16 protein-coding genes are annotated in these 25,421 nt (G+C 63.2%); 7 read left to right on the top strand and 9 right to left on the bottom strand.

Features of this window, described 5'->3' with window-relative positions:
- Positions 1-121: 121 nt before the first annotated feature.
- Entirely contained in the window at positions 122-1,924 is a 1,803-nt protein-coding gene (locus ACYQ6J_RS05455; RefSeq protein ID WP_460183184.1) for an ArnT family glycosyltransferase, read from the bottom strand.
- A 143-nt stretch (positions 1,925-2,067) separates the two neighbouring features.
- Between ACYQ6J_RS05455 and ACYQ6J_RS05460 the strand changes: the two genes are divergently transcribed.
- Positions 2,068-3,072 (top strand): endonuclease V, encoded by a 1,005-nt coding sequence (locus ACYQ6J_RS05460; protein ID WP_460183185.1) that lies wholly within the window; start codon positions 2,068-2,070, stop codon positions 3,070-3,072.
- Positions 3,073-3,139: 67 nt separating this feature from the next.
- On the opposite strand, the gene ACYQ6J_RS05465 is transcribed toward ACYQ6J_RS05460, so the two are convergent.
- Positions 3,140-4,231: a nucleotidyl transferase family protein gene (locus tag ACYQ6J_RS05465; protein ID WP_460183186.1), complete on the bottom strand. Its 1,092-nt coding sequence runs from the start codon at positions 4,229-4,231 to the stop codon at positions 3,140-3,142.
- A gap of 354 nt (positions 4,232-4,585) precedes the next feature.
- On the opposite strand from ACYQ6J_RS05465, the gene ACYQ6J_RS05470 reads away from it, so the two are divergent.
- The 4 genes from ACYQ6J_RS05470 to ACYQ6J_RS05485 all read left to right on the top strand — a co-directional run bounded on the left by ACYQ6J_RS05470 (position 4,586) and on the right by ACYQ6J_RS05485 (position 9,432).
- A complete protein-coding gene (locus ACYQ6J_RS05470; protein ID WP_460183187.1) occupies positions 4,586-5,419 on the top strand; it encodes a hypothetical protein in 834 nt (277 codons plus the stop codon).
- A gap of 75 nt (positions 5,420-5,494) precedes the next feature.
- Positions 5,495-6,139 carry an FHA domain-containing protein gene (locus ACYQ6J_RS05475; protein WP_460183188.1) on the top strand — a complete coding sequence of 215 codons (645 nt, stop codon included), beginning with the start codon at positions 5,495-5,497 and terminating at the stop codon, positions 6,137-6,139.
- Between the two features lie 135 nt (positions 6,140-6,274).
- Positions 6,275-8,293 carry a serine/threonine-protein kinase gene (locus ACYQ6J_RS05480; RefSeq protein WP_460183189.1) on the top strand — a complete coding sequence of 673 codons (2,019 nt, stop codon included), beginning with the start codon at positions 6,275-6,277 and terminating at the stop codon, positions 8,291-8,293.
- Positions 8,294-8,406: 113 nt separating this feature from the next.
- Entirely contained in the window at positions 8,407-9,432 is a 1,026-nt protein-coding gene (locus ACYQ6J_RS05485) for a hypothetical protein (RefSeq protein ID WP_460183190.1), read from the top strand.
- A 211-nt stretch (positions 9,433-9,643) separates the two neighbouring features.
- On the opposite strand, the gene ACYQ6J_RS05490 is transcribed toward ACYQ6J_RS05485, so the two are convergent.
- The 7 genes from ACYQ6J_RS05490 to ACYQ6J_RS05520 form a co-directional block, all read right to left on the bottom strand.
- The gene (locus ACYQ6J_RS05490) at positions 9,644-11,032 is read right to left on the bottom strand and encodes a serine hydroxymethyltransferase (RefSeq protein ID WP_460183191.1); all 1,389 of its coding nucleotides are present in this window, start codon (positions 11,030-11,032) and stop codon (positions 9,644-9,646) included.
- A gap of 156 nt (positions 11,033-11,188) precedes the next feature.
- On the bottom strand, positions 11,189-12,490 hold the full coding sequence (locus ACYQ6J_RS05495; RefSeq protein ID WP_460183192.1) for an aminomethyltransferase family protein: 1,302 nt from the start codon (positions 12,488-12,490) through the stop codon (positions 11,189-11,191).
- Between the two features lie 282 nt (positions 12,491-12,772).
- Entirely contained in the window at positions 12,773-13,648 is an 876-nt protein-coding gene (gene truB, locus ACYQ6J_RS05500; RefSeq protein ID WP_460183193.1) for a tRNA pseudouridine(55) synthase TruB, read from the bottom strand.
- A gap of 130 nt (positions 13,649-13,778) precedes the next feature.
- Complete coding sequence (locus ACYQ6J_RS05505) at positions 13,779-15,299, bottom strand: sulfatase (RefSeq protein ID WP_460183194.1); 1,521 nt, start codon at positions 15,297-15,299, stop codon at positions 13,779-13,781.
- A gap of 96 nt (positions 15,300-15,395) precedes the next feature.
- A complete protein-coding gene (locus tag ACYQ6J_RS05510) occupies positions 15,396-17,549 on the bottom strand; it encodes a glycosyl hydrolase family 65 domain-containing protein (RefSeq protein ID WP_460183195.1) in 2,154 nt (717 codons plus the stop codon).
- A gap of 255 nt (positions 17,550-17,804) precedes the next feature.
- On the bottom strand, positions 17,805-18,344 hold the full coding sequence (locus ACYQ6J_RS05515) for a hypothetical protein (RefSeq protein WP_460183196.1): 540 nt from the start codon (positions 18,342-18,344) through the stop codon (positions 17,805-17,807).
- A gap of 307 nt (positions 18,345-18,651) precedes the next feature.
- On the bottom strand, positions 18,652-19,578 hold the full coding sequence (locus ACYQ6J_RS05520) for an SGNH/GDSL hydrolase family protein (protein ID WP_460183197.1): 927 nt from the start codon (positions 19,576-19,578) through the stop codon (positions 18,652-18,654).
- Positions 19,579-20,539: 961 nt separating this feature from the next.
- On the opposite strand from ACYQ6J_RS05520, the gene ACYQ6J_RS05525 reads away from it, so the two are divergent.
- Positions 20,540-22,024, top strand: coding sequence for an efflux RND transporter periplasmic adaptor subunit (locus ACYQ6J_RS05525; RefSeq protein WP_460183198.1), 1,485 nt, complete (start codon positions 20,540-20,542; stop codon positions 22,022-22,024).
- Between the two features lie 46 nt (positions 22,025-22,070).
- Positions 22,071-25,283, top strand: coding sequence for an efflux RND transporter permease subunit (locus tag ACYQ6J_RS05530; protein ID WP_460183199.1), 3,213 nt, complete (start codon positions 22,071-22,073; stop codon positions 25,281-25,283).
- The last annotated feature ends 138 nt before the right edge of the window (positions 25,284-25,421 follow it).

Here is a 25,421-nt window from a genome sequence, read left to right on the forward strand (position 1 = left end):
AGGAAACCGGTTTGCGGCGTCACACAACGGGGCGGACGCTTTCGCGGCGATTCCGAGAGGAGCTTTACTCAACTCGGGAACCGCGGATGTGCGACGGCGGCACGCTCGGTCGGCGCCGCGGTCAGCGGACGCTGGAAGCCTTCTCGCGACTGCCGATCATGGGAACGTCGTCCCGAGATGCCGCCCTTCTCAGTAGAACCAAATCGGTCCCTTCCAAAAAGTAGGGGACGCGATCCACGACTTGGACGTCGTCGGGCAAGTCGGGAGCCAGGCGCCGGTAATCCTCTTCCGTGGTGATGACGTAGCCGGAAGGGGAGTTGACCAGGAACTCGCGAAGCGAGGCCGTGTCCGGCGGAGCGAACCACCGGACCTTACGACCGGTGTAAAAGACCCAGCTCGGTTCGAGACAGTTGAAGGCGGCCAGCGCGGCGTCGGGTTCCCGGCGGAGAATCTCAGCCAGGCGCGCGAACTTTTGGTGGCGCGACACCCGCTCGGCGGCAATTCCGAAGGCCGCCGCGGCGAACAGCACGGCGGAGACGGCAAAGGCGGTCACGGCGGCCCAACGGCGTTCCCTTCGCAAAGCCGCCAGAGCAACGATTCCCCCGCAGGCAAGGATGAGGCCCAGCAGTCCCAGGCTCTCCTCGCCCGGCAGGAATCGCGAAGCGGCGGGCGGCAGGGCGGCGGCGATTCCCAGTCCTGCGATCGCGGTAATCACAAATGCCGCGGTCAGCCAACCGCGCCGCATGGCCGATTCGCCGGTCAATCGCGTGTCCAAAAACCAACCGGTGATCAGAGCGAACGCCGGTAGGCTGGGCGTGATGTAGCTGGGCAGTTTCGTCCCCGCTAGGGAGAAGAAGCCCACGTAAACCAGTCCCCAGGAAGCGAAGAATGTCACGGCCCGCGCATGCGGACCGCGCGCGAGCCATTCTCGCGTCGCATGCATCACGGCCGGGATCAAAAGCAGCGACCACGGGAAAAAGGTCAACAGAAGGATGGCCGGATAATAGAAGATCGGCCCGCCGTGCCCTTCCATCGGTTCGATGAAGCGGCTCACGTTGTGGGTCCAATAGAAGCCGCGAAGCCAGGCGCCGTCGGTCCGCAAGCCTACCCAAAGGTGCCAGGGACCTGCGACAAGGAGCACGGCAATAACAGCCCAAAGCGGTCGCATGGCCAGGATGGTCCGCCCGACGGCCTCAGGCGAAAACATCCGCGTCGCCGTTTGCAGAATGCGACGGAACCCGCCGCCTGCGAATTGCTCGCGAACGTAAATGCCCTGCCAAAGCATGAACAGCCCGATGATGGCGGCAGGCAACAGGAATCCGATCGGTCCCTTGGCCAGGACCGCGAGGCCCATCAGCCCGTAGATGCCGCCGACGGCGAGCGACTGCGTTGGGAACCACGCGCGGGGATCGCCGGTCGTTCGGTCCGCCGAGTCGGCCTGTTTCGCCGAAGGTCCGGAGGGCAGGATCGCCGCGGCGTAACACCACAGCGCGGCCGTGGTGAAAAAGATCAGGACGGAATCGGGGGTGGCCGCTCGCGCGGCGACGGGGAACATCATGCACGACGCCAACATGATGCCCGCCCAAAGGCCCGCCCGCGGGGACACCCATCGCCGGCCCAGATCGAACGTCAGGGCCACGGTGCCCACCGCCAACAAGGCGGACCAGAATCGCGCGGCGAACTCGTTCACCCCGAACACCGCGTAGGCCGACATCATGAACCAGTACAACAGGACCGGCTTGTGGTCGCGGATTTCCCCGTTGAAATAGGGTGTGACCCAATCGCCCCGTTGGATCATCTCCCAAGCGCAACCGGCGTTACGCGGTTCGTCGCGGTCCCAAAGCCGCGGTCCGCCGAGATTGAAGAAAAACACCACCGCCGCCGTCAAGACGGCGGGCAGGCCGAACTTCACCCAGTCGCGCATGGTCCCCTCCGTGGAGCCTCGGTTGACGATCGCCGCGCACTACGGCGTGGATGGATTCTAGGCGCTCCGCCGAGATGCCACAATACGGCTTTGCGGGGCACCACCGCGGATTCCAGCGTCTTTGTGTAGGAGCCGTGACCGTCATGTCCGAACCCTGGGACATCCCGCAGCTACCCGATTTGGAGGGCGATCTTCGCCTTTTGATCGCGGCGGTTCCGCCGGGCAGGGTGACGACCTGCGGAGCGCTGGCCGAACGGTTAGGCGATCGATCCGCCGCGGTTTGGATCGGTCGTTGGCTCCTGGATCATTTCCATGCGGACGCGTGCCATTGCCACCGCGTGGTTCGAGCGGGGGGAATGGTCGGGGGGCACGTCGGCGGTGAAAAGGCGAAAAGGTCTCGGCTGCAAGCCGAGGGATCGTTGTTGCCCGACGGTTCCTGGGACCCTAAGGCCCTGCTATCCGCCGATGACCTGCGTTCGGTCCTTCCGTCTCCACCGCTGGAACGATTGCGAGAACGACAAGAGGAGGTTCGCAGGGCGGTCGTTTTGCGGCCGTTGGAATCTCCGCCGGAGTACATGGGCGGCGTGGACGCCAGTTACGGTCCCAACGGCGAGGCCGTCGCCGTGTATTGTCACATCCGCCGTTGCGACGGACGGCTGATGGAGTGGGTCGTGGTTCGGCGGGAGTGCCGCTTTCCCTACATATCGGGCTACTTGGCTTTTCGGGAGTTGCCCGTCATGGGCGAGGCGGTCGCAGAGGCACGGAAGGCGGGGCTTCGACCGGACCTTCTGTTCGTGGATGGGGCGGGCATCTTGCATCCGCGCGGAGCGGGTTTGGCATCGCACTTAGGGGTAACCGCGGGAGTGCCCACCGTGGGAGTTACCAAGACCTTGCTGTGCGGCAGTCTGCCGGAGGGCGAACCGCAACGACCCGGCACGGGGACGCCCATCGTCTTGCACGGAGAAACGGTCGGCATGTGCGTCCGCTCACCGTCGGGGCATGCGCGATGCGTTTACGTGGCGCCGGGCCACCTCATCGATGCAACGGGTGCCGCTCGCCGGACGATCGAATGCTTCCATCGGCGGTTGCCCGATCCGATCTATTGGGCGGATCGCTTGAGCAGGCAGGAAAGCCGCCGCGAGAAGTGACGCACCGATCGCCGCCGGAATCTCGCTTGCGTCCGAGCGGACGCGATGGTTTCCGCTTTGCCGGCGCCTAATCGAGAAACTCCGGTGAATCGAGCTTTCCCGTCCGAAGATCGCTGGAAGAAACGTCCTCGCGAAATTGCTCGCGGGGAACACCTTGGCAAACGGCCCGCAAGGCGGGTGGAAGCTCTAAGTCGTCAAGCTCCAGGCAACGCCCTTCGACGCAGCGGGCAAAGACCAAGAACCGGCAACCGCGGTCGATGATTCGGGCGATGGCGGCGTCGCGGGCGGCGATGTCGTTTCGGTAATAGCGTGGGTCGGCAATCCGCCGGATCGTGTCCGCTCCCACGACGAAAACCGCGCCGGGAAACCGGCGTGATTTCTCTTCGAACGTGGGCGCCCGGGTCAACCAGACGCTTTCCTCGACCGAGAATTGGGCGGAGCGGCGCCGCAGTTCCGCGTAGTCCAGCGGCGGCTTATCGACGTTCAGAATGGAGATTTCGAACTCGACGGGCACGCCCAAAATCTTTTCCGCGATCTCGGCCATCTTCTGGTGACCGGCGTGCAGGGGATTGAACGCACCGGGGAAAATGGCGGGCGGGGCGGAAGCGGTCCAGTCGGCGGGCACTCCCAGTCGTACGGCATCCGTTTCCCCCAGCAAGAGTTGTCTCCAAGCGGGCGGCGCCTCGGCTCGGTGTGTCATTACGGCCTCGCCGGGGAGTAACGGCAGCGGGAACTCCACCGACGTGTCCTTAACTTCGGCAATCGCGTTCAGGATCATGTGGGCCGCGATCTCCTCTTCCTCCGCGCGCGAACGCTTGCCTTTGGTCAGCTCCAGGGACCAACTCACGGTGGCGCCGGCGCTTTGGGCGGCCACATGAACCCGGTGAGGCCCACGCTTGGGGCGATCCGTGGCCAGCGACGCCGTGCATGACACACCCGCAACCGGGATGTCGTTTTCCGCGGCGGGAGACTCGGTCTCGGCCTCCTCGCGGTGCAAGTCCAGCGCGCGGAAAAAAGCGGCCATGGCCAGCGAGCGGGCGGTCGGTTCAGCGCAGAACCGGTCGGGCGGGGCTCCCAAATAGCGTATTACCGCCCGGCGGCAATATGGAACGACGGCTTCCAGGACGGTCCGCGAGCCTCCCGGTACGGAGAAGAGCATGGCAAGGGACTGAACCCCTCCACCGGTGCATACCAAACCCACCCGAACCGGTCCGGAGTGAAGGCGTTGGATCGGAGATTCCGGAGATTCACTCATGTTTCTGACGCTGCGATCGTAATGAACCACATCTTCGCAGGGGCATCATCCCCCTTATGGAATGTATTCGCGACGGCGAGAAAATTGGTTTTTCAACTCATGGTTTCCAAATATCCGGTTGCGGGCGGCGAATGACTTAGCGAGGTCGGGTTCCCGCGGGCAACGAATCGGCGAGAGCAAGCCGGGAAAGCGACCTCTCCAGTTTATGTCGCGGTCAAGGGTCAAGTCCATCGGCGCCCCAGTGTGGAGGAAAGAGTCATGTTGAAGAAGATTTTGATTGGGTCGGGAGTGTTGTTGCTGACGGGAACGTTTTTCTTCGGTCGAGATCTGATCAGCTATGTTCGGACCTCGGCGGGATTGGCTCAAGAAGCGGTGGTCGATGCCGTTCCGCTGGAATTCCAGATCCGCCGTGCCCGAACGATGATCGACGGTTTGATTCCTGAGATCCGCAGCAACATGCATGCGATCGCTCGGGAGGAGGTGGAAGTCGAGCGCCTGGATCGGCAAATCGCACAAATGCGGGAGAGTTTGGCGTCGGAGAAGGCCGCCATCGCCCGTTTGCGGGACGATGCAGCATCCGGCAAGGCCAAGGTGGTCTACGCAGGGCGGGAATACACGGCGGATCAAGTCCGAGCCGACTTGACCGCCCGATTCGAGCGATTCAAGGTCAACGAGGCCACGCTGGCCGGCATGGAGCAGATTCACGCGGCGCGGACTCGCACCTTGCAGGCCGCTCGGGAGAAAATGGAAGGGATGCTGGCCGCCAAGCGCCAATTGGAAGTGGAGGTCGCCAACTTGACGGCGCGGTTGCAGATGATCGAGGCCGCCCAAACCGCCTCCTCATTGCAAATCGACGGCAGTCGGTTGGGTCGGGTTCGCGAGCTGATCTCCGATTTGCGAGCGAAGCTGGACGTGGCCGAACGCATGGTGGCGGCGGAATCGCAATACCGTGGGGAAATCCCCGTGGAGCAGGCCGACAAACCGGGTATCGTGGAGGAGGTGACCCGGTACTTCGGCGGTGAGCAGGAGACCGAAACCGCCGCGGCGGAGGGCGAAGACGCGCCGCAAGGCGACGTGGCTCAAATGCGCTGATGAGGAGGAACGAGAGGAGCGGTGCTTCTCCGACAGGCACCCTTCGCCTCGGCGCCCGACCGCGGGAGACCCGACATGTGGTTGTTCGGCGAAAAGGACCGCGTTGTCATGCCGACCCTGAACTGCTCGAATTGGGAACGTTTCCTGCTTTGGGTGGACGGGGTCGGCGGCTATTTGGTCTGCCTCAAGTCCTCGGTGACCTTGGGCCGAGCGGAGCCGAAAGGTGGGGCCGACGTACCCCTGATCGCCGACCTCTCGGTCAAGCACGCTCGCATCATCCGGGAGGATGAGGGCTACTTCATCGAGGCGTTTCGGCCGACGTGGCTGGACGGACGCCTGGTGGAAAGAACGACCCTCGTGCCGGATTCTTGCGAAATCCGGCTAGGGACGGCGGCGCGGTTGCGGTTTCGGCGTTCTCATGCCCTGAGTGCATCGGCCCGACTGGAATACCTCAGCGGTCACCGCACACTGCCCACGACCGACGGCACGCTCTTGATGGCCGATCACTTGCTGCTGGGTGCCAAGTCGCGGTGCCACGTGTTTTGTCGCGACTGGACGCAAGAGGTGGTGCTGTTTCGCGACGGCGGTCGCCTCTATTGCAAGAGTCGCCGACGCTTTGCCGTGGACGGAAAACCGGTGGACGATCGCGCGCCGCTTGGGATCACATCTCATGTGCAGGGCGAGGATTGGTCGTTCACCCTGGAACCGCTGCCGGGCTGACATGCGGTAGCGATGCGCGAGGCCGCGCGATCCGGAAAAACCGATCAAGAAGTTTGGCCCCGCGGCGAATCACGTTAGAATGAAGGGGCGACGCGGGGGCAATGCCCCGCCAAGGCGGGGGGACGGAGGATTCTGATGTTGGAGACACAATTCGCCGTGGAACACCGTTCACCCAACCCTCCCGGCAGTTCCCCTCCGCCCGACGCCTCTCCCGCCGGTCGTCGGTTTTTCTATGCCGGCGGAGCGCGACCGCTGGAAGGGTACACGATCAAGCGGGGCATCGGGCACGGCGGATTCGGCGAAGTCTATTACGCCGTCGCCGATTCAGGAAAAGACGTCGCCCTCAAACTCATCCGCCGCAATTTGGAGGTCGAGCTGCGGGGGATCGCGCATTGCTTGAACCTCAAGCATCCCAATTTGCTGGCGATCTATAACGTCTTGCAAGATGCGGACGAGAACTACTGGGTGGTGATGGAGTACGTCGCCGGGAAGTCGCTCCAGGAGGTCTTGGCCGAGCACCCCCAAGGATTGCCCGTCTCGGAGGCCTTGGCCTGGTTCCACGGTTTGGCGGCGGGGGTCGGCCACCTGCACAAGCACGGGATCGTGCATCGCGACCTCAAGCCGGGCAACATCTTTTGCGAGGAAGGCGTAGTCAAGGTCGGCGACTACGGGCTTTCCAAATTCATCGCGTGCAGTCGCCGAAGCGGCCAGACGGAGAGCGTCGGCACGGTCCACTATATGGCCCCGGAGATCGCCAACGGGCGCTACGGCAAGGAAATCGACATTTATGCCTTGGGCGTGATGTTGTACGAGATGCTGACGGGCCGACTGCCCTTCGAGGGAGAGACGGTCGGCGAGATCCTGATGAAGCACCTCACGGCGTCACCCGACTTGAGCGGCGTGCCCGCCGAATTTCGCGAGGTGGTGGCTCGCGCTCTGGAAAAGGATCCCGACAAGCGGTTCCATGACATCGCAGAGATGTTGGCGCTGTTGCCTGCGCCTCCGCCGGGAGGCTACTGCGGTCCGACGGTCGGGGCTGCGGCGGTCGAAAAAGAGCCGGATCGGCCGCGCCACGATCAAGCACGGGAAGCGGAAACCGCCTACGTCCAAGCCGAACTGGCGGACCCGCCCGACGAAGAACCGATCTATCGCGGCCTGAAACGCGGTGTCCGTCGTGTGCGGGAAGTGTGGGAATCCCGAGAGATGACCACTCCCGTCAAGGTCCTCGTCCTGGCGGGCTTGGTGGTGCTGGTGTTCTTTAATGCCGGGTTCATTTTCCCCGCCGTGATGGGTCTGTTGATGCTCTACGCCTGCTACTGGGTCGTGCGCGCATTGGTCGTGAAACCGCGATCCGGCGCCGCACGGACGCCCCAGGCCGGCCGACCGTTCGCCCCGGGATCGGCGGGGCTGGGAGCGGGAGAACGAGAGACGATCGTCCACCGATACTACAGCGCGGGGACGCGGCGCCGCATGTTAAGAGCGGAATTGAGTCGGCGACCGATGCGACAACGTGTCACGGAACTGCTGGGTTCGCTGCTGGCGTCCAGCGCCGTCGCCGCCATCGCCGTGCTGATGCTGGCCTTGCTGCGAAGCTTTCAACAAGAGGTTCCCTCCCTACCCCAAGGAGCGTGGGTATACTTCATGACGGTGGCCGCTTCGTGGAGTATCTTGATCGCGGGCAAGTTCTGGGAATCCGGCGAGGGCGATACCGCCTTGCGGCGCTTCATCATGCTGGTGGTCGGGTTGCTGTTGGGATTGCTCGGCTTCGCCCTGATGAAGTTCTTCCTGGCCGACCTGCCTTTCGATCCCCGCGGCTTTCGTATGATGAGCGGTAATTTCCGATTGCCGTGGAGCGTGCCGTCGGGCTTCTACGACGGCGGTGAACCGATGCTACCCGCCATGATCGCCGTCTTCGGAACGCTGTTCTTGATTCTCCGTTGGTGGCGTCTGTGCGATCCCATGCGGTCTCAACGATTGACGGTAGGCTCGATCATCGTCGCCGCCTTGGCCTCGGCGCTCGTCGCCACGGCATGGGAGTTTCCGTTGCACTGGCTGATGATGCCCGCCGTGGCGACCAGCCTTACGGTTCAGATGTCCGCACCGTGGTTTACGCCTCTCCTCAAAAGCGAATCTCAGCCCCGCTGGGACGAATAAGTAAGCATGGCGGGCGCGATCGGGCGTAAACCCGTCGTTGGCAGGTGTGCCGGCCTCGCCCGAAAGGGTCGGGCCACCCAAGTCCGCGGAATCAATGCGAAAGGCACAGAGCGATGTCCTGGAGCGAAATCGTCATCGTTTTGGCCGTCTTGATGTTTATGACGGCATTACTCAAGACGATCAACAAGACTGCCGCGAAGGGATCGCGCGGAATCGCCGTGGTTCTCGCCGCGGTATTTGGGATTGCCTGTCTGCTCTTGATCGGACTAATCGGAACCGCGGCGATCTTTTGGTTCCAAACAAGGTCGGTCGTGCGGAGCCCGGTGACGGGCATCGCCTGCGGACCGCCGGCAGCAATCTCCGGGGAAGTGGTACGTGTGCCTGATCCGCCCGATGCGCCGGTCCCGCCCGCCCCTCCGTCGACCGACGGGAAAACGCCCGAGGCTCCCTCGCCCTCCGGTTCGGATACCCAAACAGAGGGTGGCGATGCGACGGATCGCGCCGCATCTTCGCAGTCGGCCGCGCCTATCCGTAGTCCCACCCCGATCCAAACCGCACAGAATCCCGCCGCTCCGCCCTGGGTGGACGGTCGAGCCGAACGGGTGGACGGGGAATATCATTTCCCGATTCGCGTCGGCCCCTATACGACGCCCTTGGAATGCGAACAAGGCTTGCTTGCCGCCGTGAATCAAGCCGTGGATGAATACGTCGCCTTGTATTTGGGCGAGAGTGCGCGGGGACGCGTGCGTTTGCCGCGGGCGTTCATCGAAGAGCGTTTGATCCGCGAGCGATGGTACGAGAACCGCCCCATTCTCGTCACCAACACCGAGCAGGCCGACATGACCGTCCTCCACGCGCTCTTGGTCTTCGACTCATCGACCAACGACTATCTCAAGTCGCTTTGGCGGTCGCTCTTAAGCCTGTATCGGGTGGGCATCTTCGTGGCCGGGTTTGCGGGGGTCTTGTGGTTGCTCACCGTGGCTTGGTCGTACCTCAAGCTCGATCAGTTATCGGCGGGGCGGTATCGCGGTCGCTTGCGGGCGGCGGCGGTGATCGCGGTGATCCTGCCCCCGCTATTGCTGGCGCTCTTGCTGGGCTTCGGCGAGATGCCGGCCCTTTCGTTCGCCGCCGGGGTGTGAATGCGAGCGAGCGGGGCGTCTCCACGGCAAACCGCCGCTCCTTGCCCGCCGCGGATGGCCGCCGCTCGGCGTTGCTGCGAGTTCCGTGAACGCTGCGGAGAGCTTTCGCCTCAGGCACACGCCGGCAGTGCCGCGACGCCCTGACACAGGCGCCCTCCCGACGCTCCGCGCGACGGCGACTGAGTCGATCGCCGATCCGACGGAGAGTCGCCTACGCGAACGTCGCCAGCAATTTCTCCTTGAGTTCCCAGACCTCCTCACCTTGGAAGCAGTATTGCATTTCCAAGAAGCGTCCGCGGAATTGGGCCACGGCGTCGGCGACGTCCCGATTTCGCAGAATGACGTCCGCCATCAACTCCGCCAGTTCGCCGAAGTCCTTTTCCTTCATGCCGAATCGGGTCATCTCGGCCACGCCCAACCGCAGGCCGGAACTGACCGTAAAGTTGGCGTCGTGCGGCAGGGCCTGGTAGTTGACGATGATGTGATTCTTCTCCAATCGCTCGGCGACCTCTTGCCCTTTGCCTTCGCCGACGTGGACGAGCACTTGGTGGGTCTCGGTGAAGCCCAGGGCGGAATCGCCTTCCACGCCGACGCCGGACTCGTGCAGGGCCTGGGCCAAGGCCTTGGCGTTCGCGACGACTTGCTTTTGATAGGCGTCGCGGAAGGCGTTCATTTCCACGGCGGCCATCAGTTGGCCGAGGAGCGTGCCCAGGTGATGATTGCTGAGAAAGCCGGGAAACGCCCGACGGCGGACCGTTTGCCACAACTCGTTCCAGGGCGAATTCTCATCGAGCGACGCGCCGATGATGCCGCGCTGCGTGCCGAAGAACGTTTTATGCGTGGAACCGGTCACGAGGTCTGCGCCCTCGGCGATGGGGTCTTGGAAATGCGGTCCCAGGATGCCTAGCACGTGCGCCGCGTCGAACATGAAGAGCGGACGCTCGGCCCGATCCGCAAACAGTTTGCGGACCTCGGCCACCGGTTCCCGTTCGATGAACATGCTCTTACCGAAGATCACCAGTTCGGGCGTCTTGTCGGCGACGAGATCCGCCAAAGCCCGGACGTCCACGCGGTACGGGTTGCCCTTGCACACCGGGAAATGGACCACGGCGAATTTTCCCGTGGCGGGATCCTTGGCCACGTAGTCCCGCATCGGTCCCATGGGTTGCGCGCTCAGGTGACCGCCCAAGCCCAGGTGATGGTTCAAAACCAACCGGATCCGCTCCACCTCCCGACCGGAGTCGTGCCGATTCCGATAGGCCACCAACGCACTGAAGACCGCCATGTTGGCGGTCTGTCCGCTGATCAATCGCGGTTCGACCTGCCGGCAGTGAAGATAGTCGGCCATCTCTTGGATTAAACGTTCCTCGACCCAAGCGATGAAGTCGGTACCTTGATAGTAGTAGACCTCGCGATTGACGCTGGAGAGAAAATTGTGCTCCGCGTATCGGCCCACCGGGTCGGTGACCTGCAACAGTCGAACCAAGGGCGACGGGGTCATTTCCGAGGGGATCAGGTTGATGCACTGGCGCTGCCGCCACTCGTGATTGCGCACCGCCCGATCGAGGATTTCAAGGGCCTTTTGCTGGTAGGACTGCATGGTTCGGTTCTCGTCGCGTCAAAATACAATCGAATCTCGAAATGCCCCGGTGACTGCTTGCCCGCCGCCGGGATCTCCGGTTTGTCCGCCGGCATTACTGAAGCATGTCGGTCGTCCGCCCCTTCCGCAAGCGTGCCGGTTCGCCGGCGGCTTCGTTCATGCCGTCGGCACGATGGGTCGGAAAAACGGCGGAACGTCGCTTCGCCCGTGCCGGGATACCCATGCCGCGCGAAGGCGTCTGCCCCGACTGAGGACCTCCGGCGCGCGGCTTTCATCCAGTCGAACGTCCACATAAGCCAAGGCGATGGGCCTTTTTCCCGTGTGGGCCAAGGCTTCGCGCTCTTCCCAGCCTTCGCAGGAAATCGGGTTTTCGGCGGAGCTGGGGGGCTCTTCGTGCGTCGAAAGGACGGCCCAACTCCAGTACGGGGCCACGCTCCCGCTGGTGATCCAGCCCACCGCTTGATCGCCGACCGCAACCGTATCTCCGTGCCGGGCCACGCCGGGATCCAAGACGGCCAGCGGGCGTACCCGACGCGGCAGGGCCGCATCGTCACCGCCGCCCTCGCGGATGGCCTGCAAAGCCGCCGCCTGCCGGGCCAGGGCCGAGCCTCCCAAAAAATCTCGTCCGGGGTCGGTCCAACTCACGCCGAAACGGGAGGAGGGAACCGCCAGGATTGGCATCGGGCGGCCCTCCGGATCGAGTCCCCCTTCATGTCCGAAGAGCGGGAGCGCCGCCTCCAATCGAAGCGTATCGCGAGCGCCCAAGCCGATCGGTCCCAACCCCAGGGGTCGGCCGACCTCCATCAACCGCGTCCAAATCGCCTCGGCCTTGTCGGCGGGCAGGAAAATCTCGAAGCCGATCGGTTCACCCGTGTAGCCCGTCCGCGAAATGACGCATTCCGCTTGCGCAAGCTCCAGCCTCAGCGAGCGATTCCGACTCGGCATCGCCTCGGGAAGCGCGGGCGCCGCGCGGCGGAGAATCTCCCAGGATGTCGGACCCTGAAGAGCAAACATGGCCGCCCGGGATGTCCGGTCGTCGATCTCCACGTCGAAATCTCTTGCCAAGGCCTGGAGATGCGCGGCATCCGCCGGGGCGTTGGCGGCGTTGACAACCAGCACGTATTCGCCGGAGTCGAACCGGTAGAGAAAGGCGTCGTCCAACGCGGATCCGTCTTCTTTGGCGAGCAGCGTGTATTGAGCCTGCCCGGCCTTCAGCGTGGCGGCGTCGTTGCTGAGGGCGAACCGCAGGAAATCCAACGTGCGTCGCCCCCGGAACCCGAAGCGGCCCATGTGGCTGACGTCGAACAGTCCGGCCCAAGCCCGCGTTCGCAGGTGTTCCTTCAAGATTCCCGCGGGATAAAACAGCGGCATGTTCCAACCGCCGAACTCCGTCATCCGCGCACCGTGTTCCCGGTGCCAAGGAGCCAGCGGCGTTTCTTTGAAGGAGTGATCGGTCATGATCGAATTGGAATGGTCCGCCGGCGTGCCGAACGAACACGGCGCGGCGCAAAGCGCTCTTTCCGGCGTCGCCGATCAGCGCGAGACCGACGGCGCTTGACGAAACCTTGATCTTGACGGTTTTGGCCGGCAATGACCAGACCCACCGAGCGGAAAGCGCCCGGTCCGTCTACCTTTTCCCGGGCGGAGGCAGCCGGCGGATTGCCACTGATCGGGGCGCAAAGACGACGCTTTGCCCAAGAAAGAGCCTGGAGCTTGGGGGGACCTGAGCGAGGTTTCTCGCTATGCCGTAAGGTTGATGAGCGGTTTTGCAACGTTTCGCTCGACCATCTCGCAAATCCCGACAAGCGCGTCACTCGCATCGAGGACGGCGAGTCGGGTGCCGGGCGGCAGAGGGAGGTCGGTCGCGATCGTTCCGCCATGGCGGAGTCGCCGCAAATCGTCCTCGCAAGGACGCAGCGACGGCAAGTGCCGCACCGCGTCGAGAGCAGGCCGTACCCAGGCCTGCCAGTTGTCGCGATCGAGTGCCCGGGGATCGACGGCGTCTTCCACGCGGAAGTGGCCGATGGCGGTGCGGAGCAGATAGGCCATCACGGCCCGCGTCCCCAAGGCAATCGCCAAATCGCGTCCCAATGCCCGGATGTACGTCCCCGATCCGCACTCGATACAAAGCTCCAGTTCCGGATACTCGTATCGAATTAGGTCGATGCGGTAGACCTCGACGTATCGAGGGGCCGGTTCCACCGTCTTCCCGCGACGAGCCAAGTCATAGGCTCGGCGACCGCCGATCTTCACCGCGGAAAAGTCCGGCGGGCGTTGCCGAATGCGACCGACGAACTGCGGCAGTACCGCCGACACCGCTTCGGGCTTGGGGATGGAACCGCCTTCGAAGTGCGTCACTTCGGCCTCCAGGTCATCCGTGGGGCTGGAACGTCCCAGGAGGAATTGCGCCAGGTACGTCTTGGGAAGTTCCTGAATCAAGGAGATCAGCCGGGTCGCTTGACCCACGCAGACGACAAGCACGCCTTGCGCGGCCGGGTCCAAAGTCCCCGCGTGTCCTACTTTATGAGGCCGGGCGAGTCGCTGCACCATGTTGACGGCGTCACGTGAGGTGATGCCCGGCGGTTTGTTCAGACACAAGATTCCTAGCGGGACCATGGAGTCTCCGTCGTATCGGTAGGAGGGTGCCGCGCCTCACCGCGGGGCTCGTGCCGCATGAACATGACGTCGGTGCCGGGAGGTTGCGCCCTTGCGGCGAATCGAATGCCTGCTCCCGTGTTGGAACGAATCACCGTCCCGCGGCGGACGCCGAAGGGGCACGGGGTCGCTCGGCCCGGACCGGTTCCGGATGCCGCGCCAAAACGGCCCGAAGTTGGGTTACCACCTCGGGTAATTCAGCGGCCAGGTTTTTCGTTTCCAACGGGTCGGTTTGATAGTCGTACAGTTCGAACTCGGCGGTTTCGGCGGGCTGATCGATGCCCCGCCATTCCACCAAGCGATAGCGTTCCGTGCGAACGGCGCGGCCGAGTTTGGCGTGGGGAAAGATGTGATAAGCGTGGTCGCGGACCCGCGCATTCGGATCGCGGAGGACGGGCGCCAGGCTCACGCCGTCGATCGACTGCGGAAGTTCGGGCGGCGGCAGACCGGCCAAGTCGCAGAGAGTGGGAAAAATGTCCACACCTTCCGCGAGTTGTCGCGTTGCGCTCCCCGGCAAAGTCACCCCCGGCGCCGCGATAATGAGCGGCACGCGCGCCGCCTGCTCATAGTTGGTATGCTTGGTCCACAGACCGTGGTCGCCCAAGTGAAATCCGTTGTCGCCCCACAGGATAACGATGGTGTCGTCTTCCAAACCCAGTTCGTCCAGCGCGGTCAAGACCTTGCCGACCTGGGCGTCCATGTACGAGACCGCGGCATAGTAGCCGTGGATGAGCCTGCGTTTGAGGGCGTCGTCGGAGACCCAACCGTCATTGGGGACCGGCGCATAGTTGGCCAACTCACCGTTCGTCTTGAGCGCCACCCGGGGCGCGTTTCGAGGCGGACTCTCCCATTCGGGAAGCGGCAGAAGGGCGGGATCATACATGTCCCAAAACCGCTTGGGAACGCTGAAGGGCAGGTGCGGTCGCGCAAAGCCCACCGCAAGGAAGAACGGCGTCCCCTGCGTTTCCCGCCGCGTCTTGGCGGCCCGCAATCTTCGGACGGCCTCCTCCGCCACGCGACCGTCGGCGTAGGCCGCATCTTCCACGTCGGGCGACTCGAAGGCCGCTCCGCGCGGAAGTTCCCGAATGCGATCCAATTGTTGGTTCGTAAAATAGGCCTCCTCGCGCGTCAGCTTGCCGCCCTGCGTACTCGCCGGATCGACGTATTCGATGACTTTGTCTTCGAAAGGCGGCACCGACCACGAACTCGGGTCGCCGCGGTTGCCGTGGCCGACGTGGAAGACCTTGCCCAGCGACTCGGTCCGATAGCCGAATCGGGCGAAGTATTGCGGCATGGTAACGGCATCCGGGAGGACCTTTCGTAAGGAACTTCCCAAGCCGTACAATCCCGTGGAGGTGGGCCTTGAACCGAGCAGCATGGCGAATCGCGACGGGGCGCACACCGCCTGATTGCAGTAGGAAAGTTCGAACCGCATCCCGCGTGCGGCCAGCGAGTCGATGTGCGGCGTGATCGCCGTCGCGTCGCCGTAGCAACCGAGCGTCGGCTTGAGGTCGTCGGCCAGTATGAGCAGCACGTTGGGCTTGTCGCCGTAGGCCGAGGCCGCCGCCGCGATCAAGATTCCCGCGGCCATCATCGGAATCCACGTTTTCATTCCGTCAAATCCTCCAAAAGCCCCCTCGTCTCGGCGGAATTCGTTCAAGACCGCCCACCGGCGTCCAGCGGTTGCGCCGAATCTTTCGCTCCGACTTCACGGAGACGCCTGGAACCGCACCGCGAAGTCCCTCCCCGGCGCGATGCTCCACACGTGCTCTTGCCCGCGGTCGATCGGGCCGGGTGCCTGTGTGCCGCTATCCGGCAAACTTTCGGCCCGCCAATTGCGTTGAGGCAGAATCAGGCGTAGCGGCTGATCCAAGGTGCCTTGCGAACGTATCTCGATGCGGTCTCGACTCGCGGTGATTTGCAGCAAGACATCCTGGTAGCGAATGCGGTCGATCGTCAATTCGGGCCAATCGTCGGGCAACCGCGGTTCCAGGGCAAACCCGTCTCCCCGGGGATGGAAGCCGAGGAATCCGTACAACATGATCTGCGGGACCAGCACGCTTTCGAAGAACTCGCGGTCCAAGCCCAGTCCGCCCGCCGTTCCCCCGCCTTGCAACGAACCCTCGCGCGTGCCGTCGTAGTACGCGCGATAGCCGCCGGCGGCTTGGACCTCCTCGAACCAACGGATGATCTCCTTGAGCCGATTCCAGGCATTGTTCGGACCCAGCACGCGGAGCCGCGCCGAGAGGTCGTGATACGAGAACCCCAATACCGCGCCGCCGTCCTGGACCTGTCCGCCGAAGGGGATCGATTCCGGGTTGCTCCAAGCCCAAAAATACCAGTCGATATTGCGGAGCGTGGTGGCGCGAGGAGCGAAACGCCAGTGGTAGATGTCTTCGCCCTGGGATGTGTCGCCCTCGATGGTCCGCTTGCCGTCGATCCACGATAGGACGGCCTCGGCGTGTTCGGGCGTTGCGAAGTCGTAGTACACCGCCTCGAGGTTGAGAAAGGTGAAGCCGTAATCGTGCGTCTTTCCCTCGGCATCGACGCAGGCGACGAATCGTCCCGCGGTCGGATTCCAAAACAAGGTGTTGCCCGTCTCTTTCACCTCCGCCGCGTGCCGCTCCAGTTCGTCGGGCGAGAAGGCGAGGAATCCACGGGGTATATTCCATTCGGGATGGGCCAGGATTTCGCGCTCCACTTCGGCCATCGTCCGCACGGCGTCGTAGTACTGCACGGTGGCGTAGCAATCCTTTCCGCCGAACGGCAACAGGTCCCAATAATTGTTGCCGATGCCGCGTCCCGTCAGAATCTCCTTTCCTTGAGCAGTGCGTCGAATGCCGGAGAGGCCGTCATGCCCGACCCAGTCGGTCACCACGACCTTCGCCTCTAAAGTACGGTGTTCGTGCATGAGGTAGCGGAGGGCGGTCCGCATCCGCTGGATATTCGCCCTTAAGAAGGTGAGGTCTCCCGTCCAGAAAAAGTATTTCGCGCATCCCCGGATGAAGTTTTGCCCGTTGATGTTGTGGCGGGTATCGTACTGCGAAAAGAAGGCCTGGATGACGACCTTGCCCGGTTGGGTGTTACCCAGGCCGATGCGCAGTTGCCGCACTTCTCCCGACCAAGCCGGGTGGCGATACATGGGAATCATGGCGTATTCGATGTCAGCGCCTCCGGGCGGGTCGAAGTACATTCTCCGCCCGGAGTCCTCTCTTTCGTCGTCGGGCGAGGTCCACGCGATGTACGGCCTCGTTTTTCCCAACCCCTCCGCGCGCCAACGCAGTTGAAGGAAAGGAACTTCGAAGGTGTCGCAGAGCCAGGCGGGCGCTACGATCACGGCATCGGGTTCCCGGACCTCGAGCATCCAACCGTCCTCGCCCAGACCGCCGTCCGCAGCCCCGCGCAACTCCCAACCGTCGGTCGTACTCAGGTTGTTGGGACGCCATCCTGCGCCGATCGTGTTCTTGAAGGAAAAATGCCAACCGCAACCGCGCCGGCCTTGGTTCCAGAATGGAAAGGGCCAACCCAATTGGTGCGCGATGCTGGCGTGCTGATGCGTGGCGACGTAGCCCTCGGGATCGAGGATTCGCTTGGAAAGGGCCGCACTCCAGTTGCGACGCATGTTCGCCGCCGCGTCGCCGGAGTCCACGGCGGGCCACAACGCGGCGTCCGGCAACCATTCGTCCCACAGCGTCGCCTTGGGGCCGGAACTCGGATAGTGCAACCAAAAGAGGTCGCGAAGGGCGGCCATCTCCTGCTCGGCGCCGGGTACGACGAAGCGAGGAAAATCGGGAGGCGGTCCGCCCGACTCTGCGCCCAACACGGACCCCAATAGTAGCAAGATTGCGTAAGTGTTTGTCATAGGGCATGCTCCCAACAGGAAAGGCAGGTCCGCAACTCGAGGATTCGGTAGGCGGCAAATGGGGCAACCTTGGAACAGAATCGGCGACTTGGGCCTCATTATGGCCGGAACACCGCAAGCGTGCCAGTGGCGAACACGTGAGACGCGATGCAACGCACCGTTTCCGCGCGGGGGTTCCTCGGCGGTTGCATTCTCGCCGTCCGCCACCCGACTTGATATCGCGCGGAAAGGGCGATGGCCGTCCTGAAGGATTTGCTACGGGGTCTTGGGTGGTTCCGTGCCAACTCCGTCCGGCAACCGCAAGAATCCTTCGCCGACGAAAGGCTCTCCAGACCATTGCGGGTACCGCAACTTAAGATACTCCGCATAGACCGAACCGACTCCGGCGGACTGGAGTTCTTGCAGCGCGGCGAGTTCCAGAAAATCCGGTTCCACCGCAACCGGCTTGCCAAGTTCGGGCAGCAGCACGCGATACGCGGCGGCAATGTCGGTGTAGAGTAACGCGGCTTCGAGATGGCGTTTTTCCTTGTGGCGCTGCTCCGCCTCGTCTTGGGCTCTGTGCAGGGAAGCCAAGATTTCTAAACGTACACGATTCGGGTCCGGCGCCGGCCGTTGAAAGAAAATCTTGTAAACCTCCAAGCCAAGTAACGTATAGATGCCCAAGACAATCGCCACGAGGACGAGAGTGGGCCCGTGCGAAGGCGCTTGAGACGGTGCTGGAATGTGTTCGGGAACTCCCTTGGCAGCGTCCGCTTGTACGTCTCGGGCACCAGGCGGATGGAGTGACTCGCTCATGTTATCACCCCGAATCGGCGACGCGATTCATTCTAAACCGCGACTTATTGTAAATCGGCCCCAACCGGCGGGGCAACCGCCGAATCACCGCCGTGTTACCCGTGAATAGAAATGTCCCCTGCTGCTCACGAATAGAAAAGTCCCTTGCCAGGAGTTGAGAGAACTACCAAATCGGAAGGCGAGAGCTTTACGCTCCGCTCGGTTGCCCGGCGCGTAGAGAGTTATGTCGTTGAAACGGAGGACGCTACGGCAGATCGCGAGGTCGACCGCTTGCCAGCCCAAGGGCGCTCTGGAGCAGGTCGACGGGTTACTGCCCCGAGGCCGCGCCGGAATCCGGTGCGAAAAAGGCCGTCAGAATCTTGGCAAGCACCTGTTCGCCGTATTCGTTGGCGTGGACCGCGTCCCGGTAGAAGAGGTGGGGATGCAGGCCCGACGATCGGAGGTACTCGGCCCAGGGGGTGGTCATGTCCAGGAATGCGCACTGCTCTTCCACCGCCAATTGCTTCAAGGCTTGGCCGTACGGACCGGTGCCGGAATGCGGGGCCTTGGCCAGGGCCTCGGGGTCGCGGGGATCGGCCGTACCGAAGACGCCCGTCATCAATAAAACCTCCACTTCCGGCAAGGCAGCGCGGAGTTGATGGATCACCTCTCGAATATCGTCGATGCTCTTCTGGCTGATCCCGCCGATGATCACCAGATCCGGGTGCAGGGGCACCACGACCTTGCCGATGCGTCCCTCTTCCCGATAATGCTGGCATCCGCCCCCGCCGCGGACGTAAACCTTCGCCTGGATATCCGCCTTGGGATAGGCCTCACGCAGGAGGGCCACCCAACCGGAGCGCATGGTGTCGTTGACGATGCTGTCCCCGACGGCAACGATGTTCAGCCGCCCCCCTTCGGTCAGCAGTCGCCGCGTCCGCCGCAGATGGGTCCAGTCGGGTTGGGGCGGAGTGAACTTGCCGGGCGGCATCTCGGCTTGAATCCTGCGGATTTGCTCCAGGGACCGCTCCGGCGTGCTGAACAGGTAATAGTCCGGTTCGGGCGACGTATGGTCGCGGGAAGGGCGATCCGGCGGATATTTGGCCGGCAACGCTCCCTGCTTGGGAAACGTCACAGGAGAGTCGGCGGCCATGTCGGCGGATTGGGCGGTGGGCATCGCGGCACCGATCAGCAGGCATCCGAGACCCAATCCCATCCACCGCCGACGTTCCAAGCACTTGACGTCACGATTCATGGCGTGCCTCCCGAGAATTTTTCTGCCGTTTTGAAAACCGGGCCGAATTTTCGAAGGTGTTGCGCAAGCGCCGCTCTTCCGCGAAGGTTGGCAGCTTTGCCTAGATTACCCCAATCAGACGCGCATTTCGATAGGCTGGGTATCCTGGGGGTAGGCAAGAATGCCATTTTGCCCCGAACCGTGAAAGTGTCTAAAATGCACATTTAGAAATGACGATAGGGAGTGCAGCCCGGAAGCCTTTCGGGAACCTGGTAAGGTATTGATAAAACCTGAAGCAGGCGGTGCGCGGTGTTTCGTTGGGTGGTAACTTGGGCCTTGGTGATTACCGTGTCGTGGCACACGGTCGTCGGATGTTGCGCCCACCACCGGCACGAATCGCCGGGCCGACTTGCCTTCGGTGGGCACGAACAGGCGCCAGCCGGGTGTGCGGGCAACGCTTGTTCGGGTGAAACTGCAACGCATCATCGGGTATCCGGGGCGGCGGCAGGCGGCGTTGCTTGGCAAGGCTCGGACGTCGCGCATGCGGTTCCGGCCTGGCAGGCCCGCGGCGGATTTCAGCCCTGTACCGAAGGCTCGTGCTCGTTCGCCGAATCTCCTCAGATCCGCATCGAGGCGGCGAAGGAGTTGCGAGGGTCGTTGGATATCGCCCCCGCTGCCGTGCGAAAGTGCTCGATCCTCGGCGCGGGCGGCACCGCAGCGGCACGTAAAGCCCGGGGGACGGGCGCTTCATGGGCTGGACGTTTCCCAGGGGAATCTCTGCGCACTCATCTTCTTCTTGGCGTGCTGACTCTTTGACGCCGGCATTCTTTACGCTTTGGCCGCGGTCGGCCGCGCGCTTCCTGCCCTAACGACATGGCGACGGAAGACTGATCGGCCGACGGCATTCCGTGCAGCGTCATCTTCGGACCGGCGAGTTTTCCGTCGCATCCTTTTCCGGCGACTTCGGCGCGGAGGATTTCTAATGGTCTTAGGTATCAAAAGTGTCTTACCCGGTCGTTGGGCGGTTCTGATCATCGGGGCGATTGCGATCGCGGTCATTACTGCGCTGCTGCTCCTTTCCGGGTCCGCCGGGCGGTCCGTCGTCGCATTCCTAGGGGAATGGTCGGAACGCATCTCGGGCGGGCATACCGAAGAAGACTCGCACGAGCATTTAGCGGGAGACCCCGAATCGGCGGACCATGCCGCGGTACCGCAGGCGGCCCGAAACTCGCCGGAGGCGGGGCACGACGAGGACGGGCACGCCGGTCACGATGACCACGGTGACGCCATTGAGCTGAGCGAGCAGGCGTTGAAAAACATCGCCTTCGAACCGTACACCGTTCGGCTGTCCGCATTTGTGCGGTCGATCAGCATGCCCGGCATGATCGTGGAACGACCCGGCAGGTCGCAGATACAGGTCGCCGCTCCCATGACGGGGATCGTGACCAAGATCAACGTCATGGAAGGCGCGGCGGTGGAGCCGGGTACGCCGCTGTTCGAGTTGCGACTCATGCACGAGGAATTGGTGACCGTGCAGGCCGATTTCGTTCGCGCCGCCGAAACGCTGGAGGTCGTGCGGAGCGAACTGCGACGTCTTCAGTCCGCGGAGGAGGGCGTCATCGCCGGGCGGAGAATCCTAGAACAACAGTACGAAGAGCGCAAGCTGGAGGCCGAACTACGGGCGGGGCGCCAGGCCCTGCTGCTGCACGGCCTCACGCCGGATCAAATCGACCAAATCCTGACCCAAGGGAAGCTCTTCCAGGTTCAGACCGTCTTCGCTCCCGCCCATGAACACGATCGGGAAGACTGCCGGACCGATCACCTCTTCCACGTGCAGTCGTTGCCGGTGAAGATCGGGCAGTTGGTGGAGGTCGGGCAGGTACTCTGTGCCTTGGCCGACCATTGCGAACTGTACGTTGAAGGCCGCGCCTTCGAGGACGATCTCGCGGCGCTGCGTCGGGCCGTGGACAACGATTGGGATGTTTCGGCCACCGTCACCGGCGGGGAGAGCGGCGGGGCCCGTATCGACGGTTTGAAGGTGCTGTACTTGGCCGACCGCGTGGACGAACCGTCGCGGACCTTCCGATTCTATCTTCGGCTTCCCAATCGGATCGAGCGCGAGCGTCGGACCGAGACCGGATTGCGATTCATCGATTGGCGGTATAAGCCGGGGCAGCGCGTGGAGTTGGACGTTCCGGCGGAGCGATGGGAGGAGCGGATCGTTTTGCCGGCCCAGGCCGTGGTCCGGGAAGGCGCGGAGTGCTACGTGTACCGGCAGGAGGGCGTGCATTTCGAACGCGTTCCCGTGCACGTGGAATACCAGGATCGGCGATCGGCGGTGATTGCGGCGGACGGCGCCGTAGCGCCGGGCGACGTGATTGCCGCCGCGGGGGCCTTCCAAATTCATTTGGCGCTGAAGAATCGCTCCGGCGCGGGAATCGATCCCCACGCCGGACATAACCACTGACGGACGGACGCGCGGCACACGCTCTTTGACCGGGACGCTTCGGCCCATGTTGAACGAACTGATTCGCTTTTCCCTACGGCAGCGACTCTTGGTGACGGCGGCGGCCGTCTTCCTGTCGGTTTACGGCCTGTGGCAGATACTGCGGTTGCCGATCGACGTCTTTCCGGACCTCAATCGTCCACGGGTGGTGATTCTGACGGAGGCGCCGGGTTTGGCTCCGGAAGAAGTCGAAACGCTGGTCACCTTTCCCTTGGAGGCGGCCTTGAACGGGGCGGCGGGCGTGCAAGTCGTCCGCAGTTCCTCCAGCGTCGGTCTCTCGGTGATCTACGTGGAGTTCGATTGGGGTACGGACCCCTATCGCGATCGGCAAATCGTGAACGAACGCCTCGGCCAAGCGGCGGATCAACTTCCGCCGGGGATCCAACCGCAGATGGCCCCCATTTCCTCGATCATGGGCCAGATTCAAATCATCGGCATGTATAGCCGCGGCGAAAAGACGTCGCCCATGGAACTGCGGACCTTGGCCGACTGGGTGGTGCGGCAGCGTCTGCGGGCCGTGTCGGGAGTATCGCAGGTGATCGTGATGGGCGGCGACCGCAAGCAGTTTCAAGTCCTGCTCAACCCTCACGAAATGCGGCGATACGGAATCTCCCTCCGCGAGATCGAGCAGGCTTTGTCGGAAAGCAATCAAGACACGGCGGGGGGATATTTGGACGCCGAGGGGGTGCGGGAGTACGTCGTCCGGTCGCTGGGCCGGGTGCGGTCCGCGGACGACATCGCTCGTATCATCGTCGCCCGGCGGGAGGGCCGATCCGTACGGCTGTCGCAGGTCGCGCGGATCGTGGAGGGGGCCGAGGTCAAGCGAGGCGACAGCGCGGCCTTTGTCCGGGGGGAAGACGGGCGGTTCGAGGGCGGGCCGGCCGTCGTCCTGACCGTCAACAAGCAACCGGGCGCCGACACACGCCGCGTGACGCAAGGCGTCCGTCAGGCCCTGCGCGAAATGGAGGCTTCGCTGCCGGACGATGTCCGTTTGGTGCCCCTCTACGAGCAGAAGGCGTTCATCGATCAAGCTGTGGAAAACGTGGCGGGAGCCTTGCGCGACGGTTCCGTGCTCGTCGTGATCGTCTTGATCCTGTTCCTCATGAACGTGCGGACCACGATCATCAGCCTGACTGCCATTCCGCTCTCCCTGGTCGTCACGGCCATCGTCTTCCACCTCTTGGGGCTTTCCATCAATACGATGACGCTGGGCGGGCTTGCCGTGGCGGTTGGAGAACTGGTGGACGACGCCATCGTGGACGTGGAGAACATCTACCGGCGTCTCCGCGAAAATCGGCGACTTGCCCATCCCCGACCGGCATTGTGGGTGGTCTATCAGGCGAGTTGCGAAATCCGCAACTCGGTGGTATACGGCACGTTGATCGTCGTGATGGTCTTTCTTCCGCTCACGGCGCTGTCGGGGATCGAGGGACGGTTGTTCGTGCCGTTGGCGGTCGCGTACATCACATCGCTGGCTGCCTCCTTGCTCGTCTCCCTCACCGTCACCCCGGTGATGAGCTATTGGCTGCTGGGCGGGCTGAAGAGCCGGGAACGGACGGGCGACGGACCTCTTTTGAAAGCATGCCGTTGGGCTTCCGAGCGGGCGATCCGCCTGAGTTTGCGACTGTCCGGTCCCGTATTGGCGTCCGCCGCCTTGGCCACGGCCTTGGCCGCGTGGGGAGCCTGGCGATTGGACCGTGATTTCCTCCCGCCTTTCAACGAGGGCGCCGTTCAAATCAACGTCCTATTGCCGCCGGGAGTTTCCTTGGCCGCCTCCAACCGGACCGCTCAAGCCGTGGAAAAGCGGATGCAAACCTTGGAGGATGTCACCGCGTTCGTCCGCAAGACCGGTCGCGCCGAATTGGATGAGCACGCCGAAGGCGTCCACGTAACCGAAGTGATCGCGACCATCCATCCCCGCCCGGGCAAGTCCCGAGAGCAAATCTTGACGGAGATTCACGAGGCCCTGGAGCAAATACCGGGCATCGTGATTTCCGTCGAGCAACCGATGTCGCACTTGATTTCCTTCATGCTGTCGGGCGTCAAGGCCCAGGTGGCGATCAAGCTTTTCGGCGACGATTTGGAAGTCTTGCGGCGCGAGGCCGAGGGAATTCGAGCGGCGGTGGCGGAGGTGCCGGGGGTCCGCGATTTGCAGGTGGAACCGCAGACCATCGTGCCGCAACTTCGCATCGAGGCCGACACGCACGCCTTGGAATTGTTCGGCTTACGCCGCTGGGACGTGAACGGCCTGGTGGAGACCGCTTTGGCCGGCAAGGTCATTTCGCAGGTATTGGAGGGGCAGCGTTCGTTCGATTTGCTGGTCCGCTTGGACGAGCCTTTTCGCGAAGACGTCTCCGCCTTGCGTCGGATGGTGCTCGACACGCCCGACGGCGGGACCGTCAAGTTGGAAGACGTCGCTCGGATTTATGAGGCCGGCGGTCCTAACATCATCCAGCGCGAACAGGTGCGCCGGCGGATCATCGTGCAGTGCAATGTGTCGGGGCGGGGGTTGGTGGACGTCGTCGAGGACATGAAACGCCGTCTCGCGCCGATCCGGAAAGAACTACCGACCGGCTATTACATCGAATTCGGCGGCCAGTTCGAGAGTCGGCAAACCGCGACGCGGACCATCTCGCTGCTCATGCTGGCGGCGCTGTCCGCCATGTTGTTACTGCTTTGGAATTTGTTCGGTTCGGTGAACCTGGCCCTGCAAGTGATGATCGCCGTCCCCATGGCGTTCATCGGCGGGGTAGCGGCCTTGTACGTTTCCGGACAGACCCTCACGGTGGCGGCCATGGTGGGCTTTATCTCGCTGTGCGGAATCGCCGTGAGAAACGGGATTCTGCTCACCAACCACTACCTCCATCTGGTGCGATACGAGGGGGAATCGTGGACGCGGGAGATGATCGTTCGGGCGGGCAAAGAACGCGTCGCCCCGGTCCTCATGACCGCGCTCACCTCCGGCATCGGCCTGGCTCCGCTGGCGCTTTCGGCGGGGGAACCGGGCAGGGAGATCCTCTACCCCGTGGCCGTGGTCATAATCGGGGGATTGATCTCGGGGACGTTGGCGGAGTTTCTGGTCCGTCCCGCCTTGTTCCAATGGCTGGGGTTGCGTGCCGCTCAACGTGTCGTCGATCGCCCGGAGAACGAGACGCTGCCTGCCGACCTTTCATATTCATCGGAGACGCCGTCGCCTACCATGCTTGACCGGCCAAGTTAAAGCCGCCGGGGGATATTCCGTATCGAAGATAACGAATACGCGGCGGGCAGGAATTCTGGGGAAGATGTGTAGTTTTCCGGATCGGCATTAATTTCTCATAGCCGAAGGGTCGAGAGTTAAGAAGAAGCCGCAGTGTGG

This window comes from Thermopirellula anaerolimosa (genome assembly GCF_054657335.1).